This window comes from Methylobacterium sp. 88A (genome assembly GCF_000376345.1).
Lineage (GTDB): Bacteria > Pseudomonadota > Alphaproteobacteria > Rhizobiales > Beijerinckiaceae > Methylobacterium > Methylobacterium bullatum.
Map to the genome: position 1 here is coordinate 2,768,646 of NZ_AQVT01000001.1, position 19,164 is coordinate 2,787,809.

General features: G+C 65.1%; 16 protein-coding genes. 7 read left to right on the forward strand and 9 right to left on the reverse strand.

Translation table 11 applies throughout. The annotated features are described in order from the left end of the window. Positions 1 to 110: 110 nt before the first annotated feature. Complete coding sequence (locus A3OM_RS0113300) at positions 111 to 7,754, reverse strand: Ig-like domain-containing protein (protein WP_018044259.1); 7,644 nt, start codon at positions 7,752 to 7,754, stop codon at positions 111 to 113. A gap of 101 nt (positions 7,755 to 7,855) precedes the next feature. Between A3OM_RS0113300 and A3OM_RS25280 the strand changes: the two genes are divergently transcribed. Beyond that, positions 7,856 to 8,613, forward strand: a protein-coding gene (locus tag A3OM_RS25280; protein ID WP_085984269.1) for an IS5 family transposase whose coding sequence is annotated in 2 segments (ribosomal slippage) — positions 7,856 to 8,192 and positions 8,192 to 8,613 — 759 coding nt in all. Because the reading frame shifts where the segments join, the coding sequence is not laid out codon by codon here. On the opposite strand, the gene A3OM_RS23985 is transcribed toward A3OM_RS25280, so the two are convergent. Further along, positions 8,565 to 9,542, reverse strand: coding sequence for an Ig-like domain-containing protein (locus A3OM_RS23985; RefSeq protein ID WP_157196487.1), 978 nt, complete (start codon positions 9,540 to 9,542; stop codon positions 8,565 to 8,567). The genes A3OM_RS25280 and A3OM_RS23985 overlap by 49 nt on opposite strands. Before the next feature lie 301 nt (positions 9,543 to 9,843). Between A3OM_RS23985 and A3OM_RS0113320 the strand changes: the two genes are divergently transcribed. After that, positions 9,844 to 10,185: a hypothetical protein gene (locus A3OM_RS0113320; protein WP_147832069.1), complete on the forward strand. Its 342-nt coding sequence runs from the start codon at positions 9,844 to 9,846 to the stop codon at positions 10,183 to 10,185. Here the strand turns inward: A3OM_RS0113320 and A3OM_RS23990 are convergent. Both A3OM_RS23990 and arsH read right to left on the reverse strand, forming a co-directional pair. Beyond that, positions 10,182 to 10,430: a transposase gene (locus A3OM_RS23990; RefSeq protein WP_348625459.1), complete on the reverse strand. Its 249-nt coding sequence runs from the start codon at positions 10,428 to 10,430 to the stop codon at positions 10,182 to 10,184. The genes A3OM_RS0113320 and A3OM_RS23990 overlap by 4 nt on opposite strands. A 55-nt stretch (positions 10,431 to 10,485) precedes the next feature. After that, positions 10,486 to 11,232: an arsenical resistance protein ArsH gene (gene arsH, locus A3OM_RS0113330; protein WP_018044265.1), complete on the reverse strand. Its 747-nt coding sequence runs from the start codon at positions 11,230 to 11,232 to the stop codon at positions 10,486 to 10,488. 47 nt (positions 11,233 to 11,279) lie between these two features. Between arsH and A3OM_RS0113335 the strand changes: the two genes are divergently transcribed. The 4 genes from A3OM_RS0113335 to A3OM_RS0113350 all read left to right on the forward strand — a co-directional run bounded on the left by A3OM_RS0113335 (position 11,280) and on the right by A3OM_RS0113350 (position 15,529). Further along, positions 11,280 to 11,639, forward strand: a complete 360-nt coding sequence (locus A3OM_RS0113335) for a metalloregulator ArsR/SmtB family transcription factor (RefSeq protein ID WP_018044266.1) — start codon at positions 11,280 to 11,282, stop codon at positions 11,637 to 11,639. Next, the gene (gene arsC / locus A3OM_RS0113340) at positions 11,627 to 12,058 is read left to right on the forward strand and encodes an arsenate reductase (glutaredoxin) (protein WP_018044267.1); all 432 of its coding nucleotides are present in this window, start codon (positions 11,627 to 11,629) and stop codon (positions 12,056 to 12,058) included. Before A3OM_RS0113335 ends, arsC begins: the two co-directional genes overlap by 13 nt. Positions 12,059 to 12,096: 38 nt before the next feature. Then, positions 12,097 to 13,392 carry an arsenic transporter gene (locus tag A3OM_RS0113345; protein ID WP_018044268.1) on the forward strand — a complete coding sequence of 432 codons (1,296 nt, stop codon included), beginning with the start codon at positions 12,097 to 12,099 and terminating at the stop codon, positions 13,390 to 13,392. 568 nt (positions 13,393 to 13,960) lie between these two features. Beyond that, positions 13,961 to 15,529, forward strand: coding sequence for an integrase arm-type DNA-binding domain-containing protein (locus tag A3OM_RS0113350; protein ID WP_018044269.1), 1,569 nt, complete (start codon positions 13,961 to 13,963; stop codon positions 15,527 to 15,529). Here the strand turns inward: A3OM_RS0113350 and A3OM_RS0113355 are convergent. Next, positions 15,511 to 15,732, reverse strand: coding sequence for a hypothetical protein (locus A3OM_RS0113355; RefSeq protein ID WP_238206022.1), 222 nt, complete (start codon positions 15,730 to 15,732; stop codon positions 15,511 to 15,513). The genes A3OM_RS0113350 and A3OM_RS0113355 overlap by 19 nt on opposite strands. A 234-nt stretch (positions 15,733 to 15,966) precedes the next feature. Between A3OM_RS0113355 and A3OM_RS0113360 the strand changes: the two genes are divergently transcribed. Further along, the gene (locus A3OM_RS0113360) at positions 15,967 to 16,509 is read left to right on the forward strand and encodes a metallophosphoesterase family protein (protein ID WP_018044271.1); all 543 of its coding nucleotides are present in this window, start codon (positions 15,967 to 15,969) and stop codon (positions 16,507 to 16,509) included. A gap of 3 nt (positions 16,510 to 16,512) precedes the next feature. On the opposite strand, the gene A3OM_RS0113365 is transcribed toward A3OM_RS0113360, so the two are convergent. From A3OM_RS0113365 to A3OM_RS26135, 4 genes are all read right to left on the reverse strand, one after another. Next, positions 16,513 to 16,977, reverse strand: coding sequence for a hypothetical protein (locus A3OM_RS0113365; RefSeq protein ID WP_018044272.1), 465 nt, complete (start codon positions 16,975 to 16,977; stop codon positions 16,513 to 16,515). Between the two features lie 562 nt (positions 16,978 to 17,539). Further along, positions 17,540 to 18,169: a hypothetical protein gene (locus tag A3OM_RS0113370; protein ID WP_018044273.1), complete on the reverse strand. Its 630-nt coding sequence runs from the start codon at positions 18,167 to 18,169 to the stop codon at positions 17,540 to 17,542. A 76-nt stretch (positions 18,170 to 18,245) separates the two neighbouring features. Continuing rightward, the gene (locus tag A3OM_RS0113375) at positions 18,246 to 18,659 is read right to left on the reverse strand and encodes a hypothetical protein (RefSeq protein WP_018044274.1); all 414 of its coding nucleotides are present in this window, start codon (positions 18,657 to 18,659) and stop codon (positions 18,246 to 18,248) included. Continuing rightward, the gene (locus A3OM_RS26135) at positions 18,659 to 18,814 is read right to left on the reverse strand and encodes a hypothetical protein (RefSeq protein WP_192216327.1); all 156 of its coding nucleotides are present in this window, start codon (positions 18,812 to 18,814) and stop codon (positions 18,659 to 18,661) included. Before A3OM_RS26135 ends, A3OM_RS0113375 begins: the two co-directional genes overlap by 1 nt. Between the last annotated feature and the right edge of the window lie 350 nt (positions 18,815 to 19,164).

Consider the following 19,164-nt stretch of genomic DNA (forward strand, 5'->3'; position numbering starts at 1 on the left):
CATTGAACTGACACTCGGCCTCGAATCCTGAGCAGGGTCGCGGCGGCAAGCCATCGCTTCACCTCGCTCAGGACTTTGACGTCACGCAGGTTTCAGGACGCGAAACCCGCTCAGAGCACGAAGTCGGTCGCATGCAGGGCTTCGATCGTGCCTCTCAGGACGAGCTGGAAATCCGCCTTGCCGTTTCCATCGACGTCACCCTCGATGATCGTCGAGACCCCGGAGACGACGGCGTGGAGCTCTCCCTTGTGCTTGGTGAACGCCCCCTCGATGAAGGAGAACGACTGGTCGGTCGGAGCTCCACTCACGGCTTGAATGCCGGACAGATCGATGTGATCGGCACCCACCTTGAAGTCGAGGATCACATCGCGGTTCGCGGCACCGTTGCCGCTATCGCTCACCGTCTTGAAGACGAACGTATCGTTTCCTGCTCCCCCCGTCAGGGTGTCCTGACCCAGTCCACCGACGATCACGTCCTTGCCTGCTCCACCCACGATCGTATTGGCAAACTCGTTGCCCGTGAGCGTCAGAGCCTTGGAACCGAAAGCACGGAGAGCCTCGATCGAGACGCCCGACTCCAGCGCGTAACTGACGCTGGCGTAGACCGTGTCGGTACCGGTCGTCTCGATCACACGATCGTTCACGTTGTCGACGTAGTAGGTATCGTTGCCGGCGCCACCGGACAGCGTGTCCGCTCCTGTCTTGCCGTCGAGGATGTCGTTGCCCGCGGTTCCGACGATCGTGTTGGCGAAGTTGTTCCCGGTCAGCGTCAGGCCCGTCGACCCCAGGCCTTCGAGCGTCTCGATTTCCTGGCCTGCTTTCAGCGTGTAGCTGACGGACGCACGGACCGTATCGTTACCGGCTGAAGCCCCCTCGGTCACCAGATCGCCGGCATTGTCGACATAGTAGATGTCGTCGCCGAGGTTTCCGAACATCGCATCCACGCCGGCGTTGCCATCGATGATGTCGTCACCGGACGTTCCGACGATCCTGTTGTCGAACTCGTTCCCGTTCAGGATGAGACCGACGGTTCCGGAACCGCGGAGCACCTCGATGCCCTGGCCGTCCCCGAGGGTAAAGTTCACACTGGTCCGCACCGTATCGAGGTCACCGCCCGGTGCCTCGATGACCCGGTCACCGATATTGTCGACGATGTAGGTGTCGGCACCGCCCAATCCGGTGAAGGTTTCGGCTCCGGTGGTGCCGCGGAACGTCTCACTGCCATCCGTGCCGGTGTAACCATCGATTTTCAGTGTCCCGGCAGGATCGACCGTCAACTGGCTGGCGTCGAAGGGGTTCCTACTCAGGTCGGCGATGGAGGCTCCATTCAAGGACACGCCCGTGATTGCGAGGTCGCTGGCAATCTGGTCGACCAGCACCGTGTAGTCGAAGACGAGTTTCGTCGAGGTCGATTCCTCCGGGTTGTAGAGTGCGGTCGCGCCATTGCTCAGGGTGATCGCCAGCGCGCCGCCATTCGCGATGGCCATGGCTTCGGACATGGTGAAGGTGAAGGACACGGTCTGACCCGTGACCAGCGTTCCCGAACCATCCGTAATGCCGGGACCGGAGGCCGCCACGCTGAGCACCGTCGGTGCCCGGGTGTCGACGGCGTAGTTGCCTGTGCTGGCCGTGGTTCCGGTGTTGCCGGCCACGTCCGTGTACGTGGTGGAGAGGGTGATGACGTTGGTGCTGTCCTCGGAGTTGGCGGCCGGGGTCAGCGTCGCGGTGTAGACGACCGACCCGTTCGGGCCGGCGGTGGGGCCGCTCAGTTCGCTCAGCTCGCCATTGCCGACGACAAAGTCTCCGCGACCTAAGCCCGTGACGGCCTCCGAGAAGGTGATCGTCACGGTCGCGGTCTCGCCGGCCACCAGGGACGTATCGCTCAGTGTGATCGTGGCGGTCGGAGCCGTCCGATCGACGGTGAAGGATGTCCCCAGTGTGCTCTGCTTGGTGTTTCCTGCGATACCGGTGCTGCTGGTGGTCAGCGTGTAGGTCCCGTTGGTGAGCGGTTGGAGACCCGTTTCCAGGAAGGACATGGTGAATTGGCCGCTCTCATTTGCGAGCGTCGTGCCGATGAGTTCGTCATTCAGGAACACGTCGACCGTCGCACCGGCCTCGGCGATACCGAAGAAGTCCGGCGTCGCGGTGCTGGTGATCCCGTCGCCAGGCACGCCCAGATCCGAGCCCGACGCCAGCCCGATGGTAGCCACCGTCGTCGCGCGATCGATCGTGACGTTGAAGCTCTCGGTGGTGACGTTGCCGCTCGCATCCTTCACCGAAGCCGAGAACGTATATTCCCGTCCCGTAGCACCGGGCGAAGCAAGGATGGGGCTGACGTTCGTGGTGAAGGTGCCGTCGATGACCGTACCGGTCAGGGTGGTGACGGTTTCGCCATCGTAGATCACGGCGACCTCTACGGTCGCATTCTCGGCAACACCGGTCACCGATCCGCTGACCGTGAGGGTATTGTCGCGCGTGATCTTGTCGGTGGCGCTTTGTCCATTGTCCGTCGAGATCGTGAGACCGCTGATGGTGGGTGCCACCGTATCGATGGTCAGGCTCAGCTCACCGCCTTGCACCCCCGCATTGCCGGCCAGATCGGTATAGGCGGCCCCGTTTCCACCGATCGACAGAACCGCCGTGCCGGTGATGCCCGGTTTCGCCGTGAACTCACCCGTCCAGGTGATGTTGTCGTCGCTCGTCAGGACTCCCAGCGTTCCGGTGGAGGTGTCGTAGGCGACATCGCTGGCACTGAAGCCTTCGACGGCTTCCGAGAAGGTGAAGGTCACCGTCGAGGTATTGCCGGCGACGTTGAGGCTTTGGTCAGCCGCGGTGATCGAGACCATCGTCGGGTTGACGGTATCGACCGTGACCGGAGCGGACGGGGTGGAGGTGCCGGCATTGCCGGCCAGATCCTTGAACGCCGTGAGGGTGACCGTGGCGTCGGTCGTGCTGCTGTTGCTGGCGGTGAACGTGGCGGTGGCGGAGAGCCCGTCGACGGCAATGACGATCGAGTCTGGATCGACGGTGCCGCCGGTGGCGCTCAGTTCGAGAGAGGTGGGATCGACGGCTTCCGTGAAGGTGAAGGTGACCGTCGAGGTTGGGTTGCCATCGCTGAAGCTGTCATCCGCGATCACGACCGTCGCTGTCGGGGTGCGGGTGTCGACCGGGACCGAATCGGGCGCGGGGGAGATGCCGGCATTGCCGGCGAGGTCCTTGAACGCCGTGAGGGTGACCGTGGCGTTGGCTGTGCTGTCGTCGGTGGCGGTGAAGATGGCGGTGGCGGAGAGCCCATCATCGGCGAAAACGATCGAGGTCGGATCGATGGTGCCGCCGGTGGTGGCCACGACGAGAGAGTCCTGATCGACGGCTTCCGAGAAGCTGAAGGTCACCGTCGAGGTCAGGTTGCCGTTGCTGAAGCTGTCATCCGCGATCACGACCGTCGCCGTCGGGTTGGCGGTATCGACCGTGACCGGAGCGGACGGGGTGGAGGTACCGGAATTGCCTGCGAGATCCGTGAACGCCAGGAGAGTGACCGAAGCGTCGGCCGCGCTGTTGTCGGTGGCGGTGAATGTGGCCGTGGCGGAGAGCCCGTCCTCGGCGAGAACCAGCGAGCCCGGTTCGATGATGCCGCCGCTGGCTCTCACGTCGAGGGAGTCAGGATCGACGGCCTCCGAGAAAGTGAAGGTCACCGTCGAAGTCGGGATACCGTCGCTGAGGCTGGTCTCGGAGAACGCGATCTGAACCGTCGGCTTGACGGTATCGACCGGGACCGGATCGGACGCGGCGGGGGTGCCGGCATTGCCGGCGAGGTCCTTGAACGCCGTGAGGGTGACCGTGGCGTCGGTCGTGCTGCTGTTGCTGGCGATGAACGTGGCGGTTGCGGAGAGCCCGTCGACGGCAATGACGATCGAGTCTGGATCGACGGTGCCGCCGGTGGCGCTCAGTTCGAGAGAGGCGGGATCGACGGCTTCCGTGAAGGTGAAGGTGACCGTCGAGGTTGGGTTGCCGTCGCTGAAGCTGGCATCCTCGATCACGACCGTTGCCGTCGGGTTGACGGTATCGACCGTGACCGGAGCGGACGCCGTGGACGTACCGGCATTGCCGACGAGGTCCTTGAACGCCGTGAGGGTGACCGTGGCGGCGGTCGTGCTGTCATCGTCGGCGGTGAAGGTGACCGTGGCGGAGCGCCCGTCGTCAGCGACGAAGAGCGAGCCCGGCTCGATGCTGCCGCCGGTGGCGCTCATTTTGAGGGAGGCAGGATCGAAGGCTTCCGAGAAGGTGAGGGTCACCGTCGAAGTGAGGTTGCCGTCGCTGAAGCTGGCATCACCGATCACGACCATCGCCGTCGGGTTGCGGGTGTCGACCGTGACCGGAGCGGACGGGGTGGAGGTACCGGAATTGCCTGCGAGGTCCTTGAACGCCGCGACGGTGACCGCGGCGTCGATCGTGCTGTCATCGTTGGCGGCGAACGTGGCGGTGGCGGAGAGCCCGTCTTCGGCGACGACGAGCGAGCCCGGCACGATGCCGCCGCCGGAGGCGCTCGGGAAGAGATAGTTGGGATCGACGGCTTCCGAGAAGGTGAAGGTCACCGTCGAGGTCAGGTTGCCGTCGCTGAAGCTGTCATCCGCGATCACGACCGTCGCCGTCGGCGAGGTCGTATCGACCGTGAACGTCTTGACCGTCGTGTTCAGCTTCGTGTTGCCGGCGAGGTCGGTGGCGATCGCCGAGAGGGTGTAGCTGCCGTTCGTCAGGGGGGTGCCGTTCAGGTCCGAGTCCGCGAAGGCCAGGGTGTAGGCACCGTTCTGGTCGGCGACGGCGGTGCCGATCTCGGATCCGTCCAGGAAGATCTGGACCGTGGCGCCGGCCTCGGCCGTTCCGGTGAAGTCGGGGGTGGTGTCGTTGGTGAGCCGATCGGTGGCGCTGGCTCCGGTATCGGAGGCCGCCGCGAGGCCAAAGGTCGGAAGGGCCGTGCTGTTGTCCACCCGTACCGGCTTGAGATCGCTGATGGTGGTGTTGCCGGCACTGTCCGTCGCGGTGGCGCGGAAGATGTAGCTGCCGTCCGGCAATGAGGCGGTGGGCGCGGTCGTGAATATGCCGCCGGTGACTGTGGCGACCAGCGTCACGGCGGTCCCGTTGACGAGCACGGGGTTGCCGGCCAGATCGAGCACGGCGACGGTCACGGTGGAGCCTGCCTCGACCGTGCCGCTGACCGACAGGGTTCGATCACGGGTGATGTGGTCCGAATCGCTCGCGCCGGTATCCTGCGAGATCGTCAGCAGCGCGACCGTCGGGTTGACGGTGTCGACCGTTGCGTTGTCTGACATGGAGGGGGCGTTGGCGTTGCCCGCGACATCGGTGAAGGCTCCGGCGGACACGTAGATCGAGACCGGCTCGGTGGAATTCTGATCGGCCGTGACGAAGCCGGTATAGGTCAGGCCGTCGAGGCTGGCGGTCAGATCACTGAGAGTACCGCCGTTGACCGTGACCGCGGTCTTGTCGAAGCCGGCCGAGATCTCGCTCAGGGTGATGGTCACGGCCGAGGTCGGATTGGTGGCGCTGAAGGCCGTCGAGGCCAGGTCGACGGTCACCGTCGGTGCCACCGTGTCGATGTTCAGGGTCTTCGAACCGCCGGTCGAGCCCACGTTGGAGGCAAGATCGGCATACTCCCCGATGACGGACAGGTTGGCCGAGCCGACGAAGCCATCCTGCGCCGTGAAGGTTCCCGTCCAGGTCGTGCCACCGTTGCTGCTAATCAAGGTGCCCAAGGTGCCGGCAGGAAGTCCGGAGACCTCGGGAATGAAGACGTCGCTCGCGGTGAAGCCGGTCACCGCTTCGGAGAAGGTGAAGGTCACGACCTCGGTCGTGTCGTTCAGGTTGAGATCGGCGTCGACCGCCACGATGGAGGTCACCGTCGGTGCCTGGGTGTCGACCGTTGCGGTATCGGGAACGGAGCCGAGGTTGGCGTTGCCCGCCGCATCGGTGAAGCGTCCTAGGCCCACGGAGACCGAGACCGGCGTGGTGGAGTTCGGATTGGCCGTGACGGTACCGGTATAGGTCATGCCGCCGTCGCTGGCGGTCAGATCGCCGATGCTCCCGCCGGTGATCGTGACATCGGACTTATCGAAGTCGGTCGCCGCCTCTGTCAGGGTGAAGGTGACCTGCGAGGTCGGGTTGGTGTTGCTGAAGGCCGTCGATGCCAGGTTGACGGTCACCATCGGCGCCTGCGTGTCGATGGTCAGGGTCTCCAAGCCGCCAGCCGCGCCCGGGTTGGAGGCAGCGTCGAGATAGGCACCGCTGACGGCCAGCGTGGCCGAGCCGGTCTGGCCCGCGCTCGCCGTGAAGGTGCCCGTCCAGGTGAGGCCACCGTTGGCGGTCTCCAAGTCGCCCAGCAATCCGGGACCGGTGACGAGGACATCGTCCTTGGCGAAGCCGGTCACCGCCTCGGAGAAGGTGAAGGTCACCAGCGTGGAGTTGGAGGCCGAGTTGAGCTCGGTGTCGGCCGCCACGATGGAGACAACCGTCGGCGCCACCGTGTCGACCGTGGCCGTGTCGGAGTTGGAGACGGTGTTGGAATTACCCGCCGTATCGCCGAAGGCTCCGGCGGCCACGGAGATCGAGAGCTGCGTGGTGGAATCTTCGTAGGCCGAGACAGTGCCGGTATAGGTCCCGTCGCCGTTGTTGATCAGCTCGCCGATGCTACCGCCGACGACCGTGACGTCGGAGGCATCGAAGTCGGAGCCAGGGAAGTCGGTCGAGGCCTCGCTCAGGGTGAAGGTCACCTCAGAGCTCCGGTTGGCGATGTTGAACGAATCCGCCGCCAGGGCGACGGTCACCGTCGGCGCCACCATGTCGACCGTCGCTGTGTCGACGAGGGAGGCGGCGTTGCCGTTGGCCGCCGCGTCGTTGAAGCGGTCGGCGGCCACCGAGACCGAGAGCTCCCCGGTGAAGCCCTCATCGGCCGTGACGGTGCCGGTGTAGGTCAGGCCGTCGGCGCTGGCGGTCAGATCGCCGATGCTACCGCCGGTGACCGTGACGTCGGTTCGATCGAAATTGGTCGAGGCCTCACTCAGGGTGAAGGTTACCGTCACGTCCGGAACGTTGACGTTGAGCGTGGCCGCCAAGATATTGATTTCCACCGACGGCGCCACCGTGTCGACCGTGGCGCCGTCGGTATTGGAGGCGATGTTGCCGTTGCCCGCCGCATCGGTGAAGACACCGGCGCCCACGGAGATCGAGACCGGCGTGGTGGAGTCCTCCTCGGCCGTGAATGTGCCGGTATAGGTCAGGCCGTCGTCGCTGGCGGTCAGATCGCCGATGCTCCCGCCGGTGACCGTGACGTCGCTCTTGTCGAAGTTGTCCGAGGCCTCGCCCAGGGTAAAGGTCACCTCAGAGGTCGGGCTGATGATATTGAACGTGGACGCCGGCATAAAGACGCTCACCGTCGACGCCACCGTGTCGACCGTCGCCGTGTCGGGGGTGGAGGCGGCATTGGCGTTGCCAGAGTAATCGACGAAGGTTCCGGCGGCCACCGAGACCGAGAGCTCCCCGGTGAAGCTCTCCTCGGCCGTGACGGTGCCGGTATAGGTCAGGCCGTCGGCGCTGGCGGTCAACTTGCCGATGCTCCCGCCGGTGACCGTGACGTCGGACTTATCGAAGTTTGGCGAGGGCTCGCTCAGGGTGAAGGTCACCTCCGAGGTCGGGTGGGTATTGCTGAAGACCTTCGAGACCATGTCGACGGTCACCGTCGGCACAATCGTGTCGATGGCCAGGGCTAGGGTCTGAACCGAACCAAGATATTGCTGCAGCTGCAGTTTTGTGATTCACATTCGCGGTTTTCAGCATGGAGGCGATGATGGCGGACCTGTTCTGGCTCTCGGATGATCAGTGGGCGGTGATCGGGCCGTTCATGCCGGTCAACCAACCCGGCCCCGAGCGCAAGGACGACCGGAAGATCATCTCGGGCATGCTGCATGTGTTCACCTCAGGCTGCCGCTGGCAGGATTGCCCGGCGGAGTACGGTCCACGCACCACGGTCTACAATCGCTTCAACCGGTGGTCTCGGCGCGGGTTCTGGCGGGCGATGCTGGCCGCCTTGGCCAAGGCCGGGTGGTCGGGCGAAGCGGCGGCCATCGACAGCACTTACGTCAAAGCGCATCGCTCCGCCCACGGCGGTAAAGGGGGGGCAAAGCGCAGGCCATCGGCCCGTCGCGTGGGGGCCGGACAACCAAGATCCACGCCCTCACCGATGTCCTCGGACGCCCCGGCGTCCTCCTGCTGACATCCGGCAACGCCAGCGACGTCCGTACAGCCGCGGACGTGCTGGCCGAAGCCCCAGGCCGTATCCGCCGCCTGACCGCCGACAAGGGCTACGACGCAGACTGGCTGCGCGCCGATCTGCGGGAGAAGGGCATCACCCCCGTCATTCCAGGCAAACGCAGCCGCAAACGCAAGATCCGCCACGACAAGCGCCGCTATCGCGAGCGCTGGCGCGTCGAGGCCACCTTCTGCCGCCTCAAAGACTTCCGTCGTATCGCCACCCGATACGACAAGCTGGCCCGCAACTATGCCTCTGCCGTCGCACTCGCCGCTGTCATCGCCTTCTGGTGCTGATTGAGTCCAGACCCTAGCATAGCGCCATCCGAGCCCGGGTTGAGGGCGCTATCGGTATAGGCGCCGGTGACGGACAGCATGGCCCCGCCCACGACGCCCGCATTCGCCGTGAAGGTGCCCTTCCAGGTCGTGCCACCGTCGCTGCTCGTTACGTCGCCCATCGTGCCGCGATTGTTGAGGATGCTGACATCACTGGCGGTGAAGCCGGTCACCGCCTCGGAGAAGGTGAAGGTCACCTCCGTGGTGTTGAAGGTCGCGTTGAGGTCGGAGAGTTCTGCACTGATGGAGGACACCGTCGGGTTGATGGTGTCGACGGTGGCGGTGTCGCTGGCGCTGATGGTGGCGGCGTTGGCGTTGCCCGCCGCATCGGTGAAGCGTCCGGCGGCCACGGAGACCGAGACCGGCGTGGTGGAGTTCGCATTGGCCGTGACGGTGCCGATATAGGTCAGGCCGTCGTCGCTGGCGGTCAGACCGTCGATGGTACCGCCGGTGACTACGATGAAGGACGCATCGAAGTCGGGCGAGGCCTCGCTGAGGGTGACGGTCACCTGCGAGGTCGGGTTGTTGTTGCTGAAGGCCGACGAGTCGAGCTCGACGATCACCGTCGGCGCCGTCTGGTCGATGGTCAGATCGAGCGAGCCACCAGCGTGACCATCCTCAAAGTTGGAATTTTTGTAACCATCGGTGACGGACAGCGTGACAGCACCATCGAAACCCGGAGCCGCATGGAAGACGGCCGTCCAGACAACACCGTCGTCGGAGGCGAAGTCGCTCACATAACCGGCATTGCCGGGGATGACGACGTCGTCCATGTCGAAGCCGTTCACCGCCTCGGAGAAGGTGAAGGTCACCTCCGTGGTGTTGGCGGTTCCGTTGAGAACATCGGCAGCTGCAGTGATCGACACTACGGTGGGGCCTAAAATGGCCATGGCGTTTCACTCCAGAGATTTGAATCGACGACGGATTTCGAGCGATCGAGCTCGGTCATAGCCAGCTAAAAACGCGGCACCATGAAGTATCATCCAGCCTTAGGCGGTTTATGCCCCATCAGACCAAATCGAAGGCTTCATCCGCATCGCATGAGCGGGAATTGCGACAGCTGGATAGAACAAAGAATCCGGTGGCACATCCCTCATATGAGTGAGGACGGGGGTGTTTATTTGATTTTCGCACCTCCCTCGTTTGAGGGATGGTGCCGATTCGAAGGTCTATGCTAGACGATTCGGATCGATGTCAGGCAACCGGCACGTGGCAATTCATGAAAACTTAATCATTCATCGGCGCGGGTTAATTTTCATGTCTTCCTGCGTGCACTTCGAGCACATTCTTCTTGGAGATTCGGAATCGGAGGAGAGTGCATGTCTCGGCATATCCGACGGACGGATCGTCGCGATCCTGGTGCGCTCGTCCGAATTTGAAAATCACGCCGAGCAGACGCAGTGGTATCTCGATAAAGGGTTCGGGTCGTGTGACCAGCAGGGCTTGATGTTTCCTTCATTGGACGCAGCAAAAAGCTGGATCACGACTCAACTGTCCATCAATTACATGTATGGCGGAATCGCCTTTATTTAGAGCGTCCAACACAACCGTTTGATCTGGTTGAGGGTGATGAGGCTGGTGAAGGCCTCGTGGATGGCGCCGCGTCGCTCATAGCGGACGGGAAGGCGGCGGAAGCGGTTGAGCCAGGCGTGGGTGCGCTCCATGACCCAACGATGCCGACCGGGCTTGTTGCTTCTCTCGATGCCCTTCCGCGCGATGCGCGGCACGCTCCCCCGCGCCCGGCATTCGTGCCGATTTAGCCGGGACGGACGCGCTATCCAGGCAAGCCCGGTTCCAGCCGATCCCCCGTGGCGTGCAGGCGCTCCAAGCAGCCTATCGCCTTACGAACCCGATATCGGCCGCCACCGCCTCGAGCCGTTCGGGGGCGCGCTCTTTGCGCTCGGAATACCTGTCGACGAGGTAGTCGGCCCGCTCACGGGTCAGGAGGGTGAACTTGAACAGTTCCTCGCAGACGTCGACCACCCGGTCGTAGAGGGGGCCGGGCTTCATCCGGCCGGCCTCATCGAACTCCTTGTAGGCCATGGGCACCGAGGACTGGTTCGGGATGGTGATCATCCGCATCCAGCGCCCGAGGATGCGCAGGGCGTTGACGGCGTTGAACGATTGCGAGCCGCCCGAGACCTGCATCACGGCCAGGGTCCGGCCCTGCGTCGGGCGCACCGACCCTTCCGACAGGGGCAGCCAGTCGATCTGGCTCTTGATGACGCCGGTCATGTTGCCGTGTCGTTCGGGGCTGACCCAGACGTGTCCCTCCGACCAGATCGAGAGGGCGCGCAGTTCACGGACCTTGGGGTGGTCAGGGGAGGCGTCGTCGGGCAACGGCAGGCCGCGCGCATCGTAGATCCGCACCTCGCCGCCCATTGCCTGAAGCAGGCGCGCGGCCTCGTAGGCGAGGAAGCGGCTGAACGAACGCTCCCGGAGCGATCCGTACAGGATCAGGAACCGCGGAGCGTGGGTGAACGGCGTCGTCACCTGGAGGCCGGTGCGCGTCGGAACCTCGAAGTGCCCCTCGCTCAGGTTCGGCATGCCATCGGCGAAGGGGTGTTGAGGCTTGTCCACGACGTTAGTATCCTCTACATTTCAATGATGATTGAGATATTGACATCATGATGGGCGAACGGCAAGCCGTCGCCGCCTTTGCGGCCCTCGGCCAGGAGCATCGCCTGCGCATCGTGCGCCGGCTCGTCACCGCCGGGCCGGACGGGATGGCAGCCGGCATGCTGGCCGAGGCGGTCGGCGTGTCAGGCACCAACCTGTCCTTCCACTTGAAGGAGCTCACCCATGCCGGGCTCGTCACCTCCCGCCGCGAGGGACGCTCGATCATCTACAGCGCCGCCTACCCGGACCTGTCGGAACTGATCCAGTTCCTGATGCGCGATTGCTGCCAGGGGCGCCCCGAGGTCTGCGCCCCGGCCGTCGCAGCCCTCTCCGCCTGCTGCAAGGAGACCGCTCGATGGACGTCGTGATCTACCACAACCCGGATTGCGGAACGTCCCGCAACACCCTGGCGCTCATTCGCAACGCCGGCATCGAGCCACACGTGGTCGAGTACCTGAAAACGCCGCCTAGCCGCACCTTGGTGCGTCAGCTTGCCGAGCGGGCCGGCGCCACGATCCGGGACTTCCTGCGTGAGAAGGGGACACCTTTCGTGGAACTCGGCCTCGCCGACCCGGCCCTCACGGACGACCAGCTTCTGGATGCCATCGAGGCGCACCCGATCCTGCTCAATCGCCCTTTGGTGGTGAGCCCGAAGGGCGTCGCCCTGTGCCGCCCCTCCGAGGCGGTACTCGACCTGTTGCCGGTCCAGCAGGGCGAGTTCGTGAAGGAAGACGGCGAGCGCGTCGTCGACGAGCACGAGCACGGGCGCCGCGTCGCCAGCGCCTGACCCGCCTCCCGCTTCATCGAGAATAAGAAACGCTGCCGATGCTCGCGCTCGCCATTTTCGTGGTCACCCTCGTCTTCGTCATCTGGCAACCCAGGGGCCTCGGGATCGGATGGAGCGCCCTCACGGGGGCCGCCGTGGCCCTCGCCAGCGGGGTCATCCATCCGGGCGACATCCCCGTGGTCTGGCATATCGTCTGGGACGCCACCTTCACGTTCGTGGCGCTCATCATCATATCGCTTCTCCTCGACGAGGCCGGGTTCTTCCATTGGGCCGCCCTACACATCGCCCGGTGGGGTGGCGGTCGTGGCCGACGCCTGTTTCCCCTGGTCATCCTTCTCGGGTCGGCCATCGCGGCGGTGTTCGCCAACGACGGGGCTGCGCTTCTCCTCACCCCCATCGTGCTCGCCATCCTGCTGCGGCTCGACTTCGAGCCGGTGGCGGCCCTCGCCTTCATCGTGGCCTGCGGGTTCGTGGCCGACAGCACCAGCCTGCCGCTGGTGATCTCGAACCTCGTCAACATCGTCTCGGCGAACTTCTTCGACATCACCTTCAGCCGCTACGCCGCCGTGATGGTACCGGTGAACCTCGTCTCGCTCGCCGCGACCCTGCTGGTCCTGTGGATGTTCTACCGCCGCGACCTGCCGGCGACCTATCCGGTGGGCCAGTTGGAGCCGCCTCAGAGTGCCATCCGCGATCCCTCGGTGTTCAAGGCGGCCTTCCCGCTGCTCACCCTCCTTCTCGCCGCCTACTTCGTCTCCGCGCCCTTCGGCATACCGGTATCGGTGGTCACCTGTGCCGGCGCCCTGATCCTTCTGGCTCTCGCCAGCCGAAGCCGCGTGATCCCCATCCGCAAGATCCTCGCGGGGGCACCGTGGCAGATCGTGCTGTTCAGCCTCGGCATGTACCTCGTCGTCTACGGCCTGAAGAACGCCGGCCTGACGGACTACCTGGCGCAGGGGTTGGTCTGGCTCTCGGGCCAGGGAGCGGTCGTCGCCACCATCGGGACGGGCTTCGCCGCCGCCATCCTGTCTTCCGTCATGAACAACATGCCGGGCGTGCTGGTGGGAGCGCTTTCGATCCAGCAGACCCCCGACCTGTCGCCCCTGATGCGCCAGTCGATGATCTACGCCAACGTCATCGGGTGCGACCTCGGTCCGAAGTTTACACCGATCGGCAGCCTCGCGACCTTGCTTTGGCTCCACGTGCTCGCCGGCCGGGGGCAGCACATCACGTGGGCGCAGTACATGAAGGTCGGGCTGATCATCACCCCACCCGTGCTTCTGGTGACGCTTTCGGCCTTGGCGCTGTGGCTGCCGTTGCTGGGCGCTCCGTAGCGGCCAAATGGGCCAGGGCATGCGCCGGTCGGTAGGTTCGCTCCTCCCCACTCTGCCGGAGCGGGAGAGCCGGAATTCATGCGCCTCGACGATTCCGTTCTCGGACCTGTCCGCATCTCCACGCCCGCCTGGCGCTCGACAGCCAGGATGGGACCGGGGGGCCCTCAGGGCCGGGCACCTCGTCGTGGATGCCATGATGCCCGCGAGCCCCAGCCGGACCTTCGAGGATGATGTCGGCCTGTCCGTAACCGTCCCTGGGGGCCGCCAATCAGCCCATTCGGGTGGTATCCATCGCTTGGATCAAACGCCGAGGAGACCTCCTAAAGGAGCCTATCCCGTTCGATCTGCTGCAAATTTTTGAGGTAGGAGAATGGAGCGGGTACCGGGAATCGAACCCGGGTATTCAGCTTGGAAGGACGATCCCCCGGGCTTTCCGCCTCGCCACCTCCCCGGCGCTTCCCGCGCAAACCGTTAATCCTGCATGGCTTTTCCCGGTGGACCGTTCCCGGGGACTCTTGCGGCCGCGTTTCGGACGTGCGGTATCCATGCGGTATCCACGGAGACGGACATGGCGGCATCGCGGGGGACATACGCACGGGAGCGGGCGCGGCTGACGGCGGAGCACCTGAAGAAGGCGCGCCGGATGATCGATAGCGGGACCGTCCCCGGCCGCGGGATCGACTTCTGCGACGACGCCTTCCCGGGGCTCGTGCTCCGCGTGACGCCGGCGGCCGGCAACTGGATCCTCAAGCTCCGCATGTCGACCCTCCGCCTCGGGGACATGGCTTCCGTCTCGGTCGCCGCGGCGCGTGAGGCGGCCGCCCGGGCCCGGCTGGACGTGAAGGATGGGCGGGACCCCCGGCAGGACGTCGCCGTCTACGCGCATGCCATGGTCACGACCGGCGGCGACCACGAGACCTCGGCGGACGCGGCTTGGCCGGTGGAGGTAGAACGGCAGAGCGACGAGGACCGGCGGCGGCACGGCCCGTGGGAATGGCGGGACCTCGTCGATCTGTTCCTTGAGGAGAAGCGGCCGGACCTCGACCCTGGGTACTTCCCCGCATACGCTTCGTACCTGCGCCACAAGGCATTCGACCGGATCGCCCGCCGCCCCGTCCGTGAGGTCACGGCCACCGACCTGCAGGGTATCCGGAACGAGATCATCGCCGCGAACTCGCGCAGCGCGGCCGCCCGGGCCGTACGCCAGGGACGGGAGATGCTCGACTGGGCCTGGTCGAACCATAGCGGCGTGTCCGGCATGGCGAAGGCGACTGAGAAGTGGCCGCTCTGGCGAGACCAGTGGACGATCCGATACAAGCCGAGCAAGCGCAGGCACGCGCCCGAGATCGACGAGCTCGCCCGGACCCTGGCCGTCGCGGAGAGATACCGGACACTCGGTCAGACGGAACACGCGACCGCGCCGGGCACTCTAGCGATGCTGTGGTTCACTGTCCTCACGGGCCAGCGCACGGGCGCCGTCGCGGAGACCGCACGGTTGGACGTTGCCCCCATCCCCGAGGACGCCGGCGTGCCGGGACCGGGTTGGCGCGCCGTGACATGGAGCGCCGGGGTCATGAAGGAAGATCGCCCGTTTGTGCTCCCCCTCCCCCCGGGCGCCTGGTACGTGATCGACCGGGTGCTTGCCGAGGATCCCGACCGTGAGACGAATCGCTGGCTTTTCCCGTCGATCCGGGGGGACGGCCATGTCGGCCAGGGTGCCCTGAACGCGCTCCTCTACCGGCTGCGGGGGAAGAAGGTGACGGGGTCGACGGTCACCGCGCGGCCGCTGGTCGATTATTTCGGGATCCACGGCATCCGGCCTTGGACGCTGCATGACGTCCGCCGGGCGATCACGACGTTCCTCTCGGACCATCGCCTGGGCGGGGCCGCGTCCGCGATCCTGGACCACGAGGCCGGAGTGACCGAGGACGAGCGCGACCGCCGCTCCGCCGTCACGCGCCTTCACTACGACCGGAGCCAACGGATACCCCTCAAGTCGGAGGGCATGGCCCTGTGGGTCGATGCGGTGCTGGAGGCCTACGAGAACGAGCGGGCCGCGCTGGCCGCGCTGCCGGCACCGGTCACGAGGGAACGCACGAAGCGAGGCCCCGGGAGGGCTCAGCCAACCGCCCCCTGACCCTGCCGGGCGCGTCGTTCAGGTCCCAGCTTGCGGGCGAGATCCGCTGGCTTGCCCGCCCGCACGAAACCCCGGCTGACCTGTCGGTCCACGGCCGCGAGCTCCTGGAGGGCATCGCCCAGGGCCCGGCGCAGGGCATCCCGCGCGTCACCGTCGCAGGCATCCAGATAGGCGCGTTCCATCTCGTCCACGACTGTCTCCATCGATTCGCTCATGAGAACGAATGAAGAACAAACGAGGCCGGGAGTCGATCCCAAATTGAGGCCAGGGATTTCTTTACCCTGCGCAAACGTCGCGCTTGCCCACCTCTCGGCGAGCTGCGATCGTCCAGATTCACCCCGCCCCCGAGGCCTCCCCCATGTCGCGAAAAACCCGGGCATTCGCTCCCCTTCCCGTCACCTGAGGAGGACCTGAGCGCGCGCGCCGGCCTCCATTTTATGGAGGCCGTCATGGCCAACTTCATCACTGCGGACACCCATTTCGGGCATGCCTCAATTCTTCATGGTCTGCGCCCTGGGTTCGCCAGTATAGAGGAGCACGATGCGATGCTCATCGAGGCCTGGAACTCGACCGTCCAGCCCGGGGACACGGTCTACCATCTCGGCGATTTCGCGCTCTCGACGCCCGAGTATGCCGGCAAGATTTTCCGGAGATTGAACGGCCGCAAGATCCTCATCGCCGGGAATCATGACCGCAAGAATCGCAAGCTCGGTTGGGCGGAGCAGCACGACGGGATCAGGGAGATCTCCGTCGAGGACCGCCACGTCGTGCTCTGCCACTACCCCATGCGTTCGTGGCCGCGTGCCTATCGGGGGTCGCTCCACCTCTTCGGGCACACGCATGGGCTCTTGCCCGGCACGACCCAGTCACAGGATGTCGGGGTCGACGTGTGGTCGTACCGCCCGGTGACCCTCAGCCAGATCCTCGAACGCATGGCCGCGAGTGACACGCAGCCGGAGGAACGCGTCCTCACACGGTGACAGCTACACACAGATGCCCTCTAGCCCCTCCAGGGCCTCCTCGTCCTCGGCGGTCAGGTCGAGGGGGGCTGGCTCGGGAGGGAGCCAGGCCAGGTGCCTGTCCGCTGGCGTCTTGCCATGCCAGGTGGGCACGACCACAGTCGCATCGTAGATCGCCCAAAATCGACGGAGCGCCACTTTCGCACTGCCGCCCTGCACGAGAAATTCGATTTCACCGCTCGGACCGGGCACGTATGACCAGGCAAACCAGCCCTCCGTCGGCGGCCGGTCGCGATGTCGTTTCGAGATCCAGGAACCCCTTGCGAGCCATACGCCGTCACTGCCCTCCTGGGGACCGACGGCCGACATCGGATAGATCGTGCTCGACGGCGGGGGGTGATGCAGGCCCCGGCGGACAATGACGGTAAGGAACCCCGGGCCGGGGACGATGCAAATGATGTCGGGCCACACACACGCGTCGCCGGGCATGTGATGCCTGCCGCTTTCAATGACGTACCGCAGAGGCCGGCCGAGCCATCTCGACAAACCGGGGAGTGCGAGCCTGCAAATTAAATTCAGGCGCCGCTCCGGCCCTTCCAGCGGGCGTGTCAGTGAATGCCGCTCCCGCCATGGACAGTTCTGTATACCATGGTAGAATGTCATAGGATACAAACGTACAAATTCACTTCTCAATGTAGTTATACGTACTCGCAGACGATTGAATCGATGTCTCAGGCGACCCTTGGTCCAAGAATCGTCTTTATCAGATAATATAAAAGCAGATGCACGGACGAACTCGCGGTCCGCGATATCGAGGCCCGAGAACGCGTTTCGGCAAGCGTTTTGCCACTCCGCTTTCTTCTGAACCCTTGGTGGCGTCCAATATCTGGAAATGTATTTTGTGTAACTCGGGTCGTAAACATACGGATACATATTAGTCTTGGGCATGTGCGTTTGCGTTCCGCTTCAGAGCATGCCAGTTTTACGATCAAGCTCTGAACCAAGGCGGCTCCCTGGGCGCTCAAATGCGAGCGCCCAGGGTCATAGATGACTAACCCTGGGCGGCGTTGATGGGCCGCTGCAGGTCGGGGTCGGCCTTGTAATCGTAGCGTGCCCGGGTGCGGTGACGGGCATCGTAGAGTGCCCAAACGTCCCCCTCCTCACCCGTCCGCCCGTCACCCCCCAGGGCCGCAGCGATGGCGACCGCGGACGTCTCACCGGCACGGATGAGAGCGAGCGCCTCGTGGTAGCCGCTGCGGGGACCCGATGCTTCGCCCTCCGACCAATCACTGAGGCACTGCTTGTACGTCTCGAACTCGCGGGTCGAGAGCCTTGCCCAGCTCTCCTGGGCAATAGCCTGGAGGATGCGCTTCTCGTTGAGCGTCATGACAGAGGCCTTGCGGCCGCCCGGCAGGGTGTGGACATCCCTGGGGGCAAGGGTTGGGGCCTCAGAAACGTCGTCGGGCTCCTCGAATACGACCACCTTCACGGGCATCGCCCCAAGAGAATTGAACGCAGCGGCCGCAGGCCTGGCTTTCGGGACGATCTCGAAGCCGGCTTCAAACAAGCCTTCCATGATGACGGCGGCCCGGTACTCGTTCGAGCGGTTGTCGAAGCAGCGGTCGAGCGAGCCGCGAATGATGGCCTGCACGGGCCGGTGGTCGAAGGTCTTGATACGCATGATGCGTGGTCCTGTCGGTGAAAGGGCTGCGGGAAATGCGCCCCTAGCCGGGCGCCCAGGCCTCGAAATGCGGCGTCTAGATTCTGGTGGGTGCGCCCCGGGCTCCCGGCGGAAGCGGCGGCGGCGGCAGAGGCCGAGGCATCCCGGACGCGACCGGATCGGGGGACGGGCCATCCTCGGCAAGGAGATCGTCGAGGATCCCCACGACCACCGCACGCTCCTCGGGTGACCTGTTTGCGTCCAGGTCAACGCGTTCCTCGACGGGCTCGCCCGCGGCCTCGATCTCGCCGGCGAGGTGGAACAGGATGTTGCGGGCCATGTCGAGCAGGCGGGCATCTGCGTCATCCAGCGCAACCGCGAGATGCTCGCGCCGGATCTCCGGGAGCGCCGGGTCGTCGATCAGGGCCTGCGCGGCGGCCCGTGCCTGGGTCAGGCGGGCCCGGACCTGGGCGATCCCGAGGTTCTGCAGGTTCTCGATGAGATCGCACATCAGACCCCCCCCTCCCGGCGGCGGAGCAGCGTCCGGCCGCGGCGGTCGCCGGGCAGACCAAGTTGGCCGGCGCGCCGGTAGAGCGTCTCGGGAGTGACGCCCAATTCCAGGGCGGCTTGCGAGAGCGGGGCGTGCGCGAGGATTACCCTTCTCATTGTCTCGTAGTCGAGACGTGAGGGACGCCGCGGGATCCTGGTGCCGTTCCGGTACGCGCAGATGTGCACGGCCTGGATCGTGACGCCCAGGCGGTCCGCGACTTCTCGGACAGTCTCCCGTCCCTCACGCGCGCTCTCGACGTCTAAGAGCGTGACAACTGGCTGGCGTGGCTGGGATGTGAGCCCGAGCCCCCTGCAGTGCACCGCAATCGTCTTCTCGTCCCACCCCTCGACGCGGGCGATCTCGCGATAGGTCAGACCGTCGTTGAGGTACTCCTCGCACCGGGCTCGGGGGATCCTGCAGTAGCGCTTGGGTCCCCGGCGGCCGTCTCGACGTACCGGACCCTGCG

Excerpts from the sequence above, each read along its gene's own strand:
- A3OM_RS23985 (WP_157196487.1), bottom strand. The coding sequence starts at position 9,542 with ATGGCCATTTTAGGCCCCACCGTAGTGTCGATCACTGCAGCTGCCGAT.
- A3OM_RS0113320 (WP_147832069.1), top strand. The coding sequence starts at position 9,844 with ATGTCAGGCAACCGGCACGTGGCAATTCATGAAAACTTAATCATTCAT.
- A3OM_RS0113335 (WP_018044266.1), top strand. The coding sequence starts at position 11,280 with ATGATGGGCGAACGGCAAGCCGTCGCCGCCTTTGCGGCCCTCGGCCAG.
- arsC (WP_018044267.1), top strand. The coding sequence starts at position 11,627 with ATGGACGTCGTGATCTACCACAACCCGGATTGCGGAACGTCCCGCAAC.
- A3OM_RS0113345 (WP_018044268.1), top strand. The coding sequence starts at position 12,097 with ATGCTCGCGCTCGCCATTTTCGTGGTCACCCTCGTCTTCGTCATCTGG.
- A3OM_RS0113350 (WP_018044269.1), top strand. The coding sequence starts at position 13,961 with ATGGCGGCATCGCGGGGGACATACGCACGGGAGCGGGCGCGGCTGACG.
- A3OM_RS0113355 (WP_238206022.1), bottom strand. The coding sequence starts at position 15,732 with ATGGAGACAGTCGTGGACGAGATGGAACGCGCCTATCTGGATGCCTGC.
- A3OM_RS0113360 (WP_018044271.1), top strand. The coding sequence starts at position 15,967 with ATGGAGGCCGTCATGGCCAACTTCATCACTGCGGACACCCATTTCGGG.
- A3OM_RS0113365 (WP_018044272.1), bottom strand. The coding sequence starts at position 16,977 with ATGCCCGGCGACGCGTGTGTGTGGCCCGACATCATTTGCATCGTCCCC.
- A3OM_RS0113370 (WP_018044273.1), bottom strand. The coding sequence starts at position 18,169 with ATGCGTATCAAGACCTTCGACCACCGGCCCGTGCAGGCCATCATTCGC.
- A3OM_RS0113375 (WP_018044274.1), bottom strand. The coding sequence starts at position 18,659 with ATGTGCGATCTCATCGAGAACCTGCAGAACCTCGGGATCGCCCAGGTC.
- A3OM_RS26135 (WP_192216327.1), bottom strand. The coding sequence starts at position 18,814 with ATGAGAAGGGTAATCCTCGCGCACGCCCCGCTCTCGCAAGCCGCCCTG.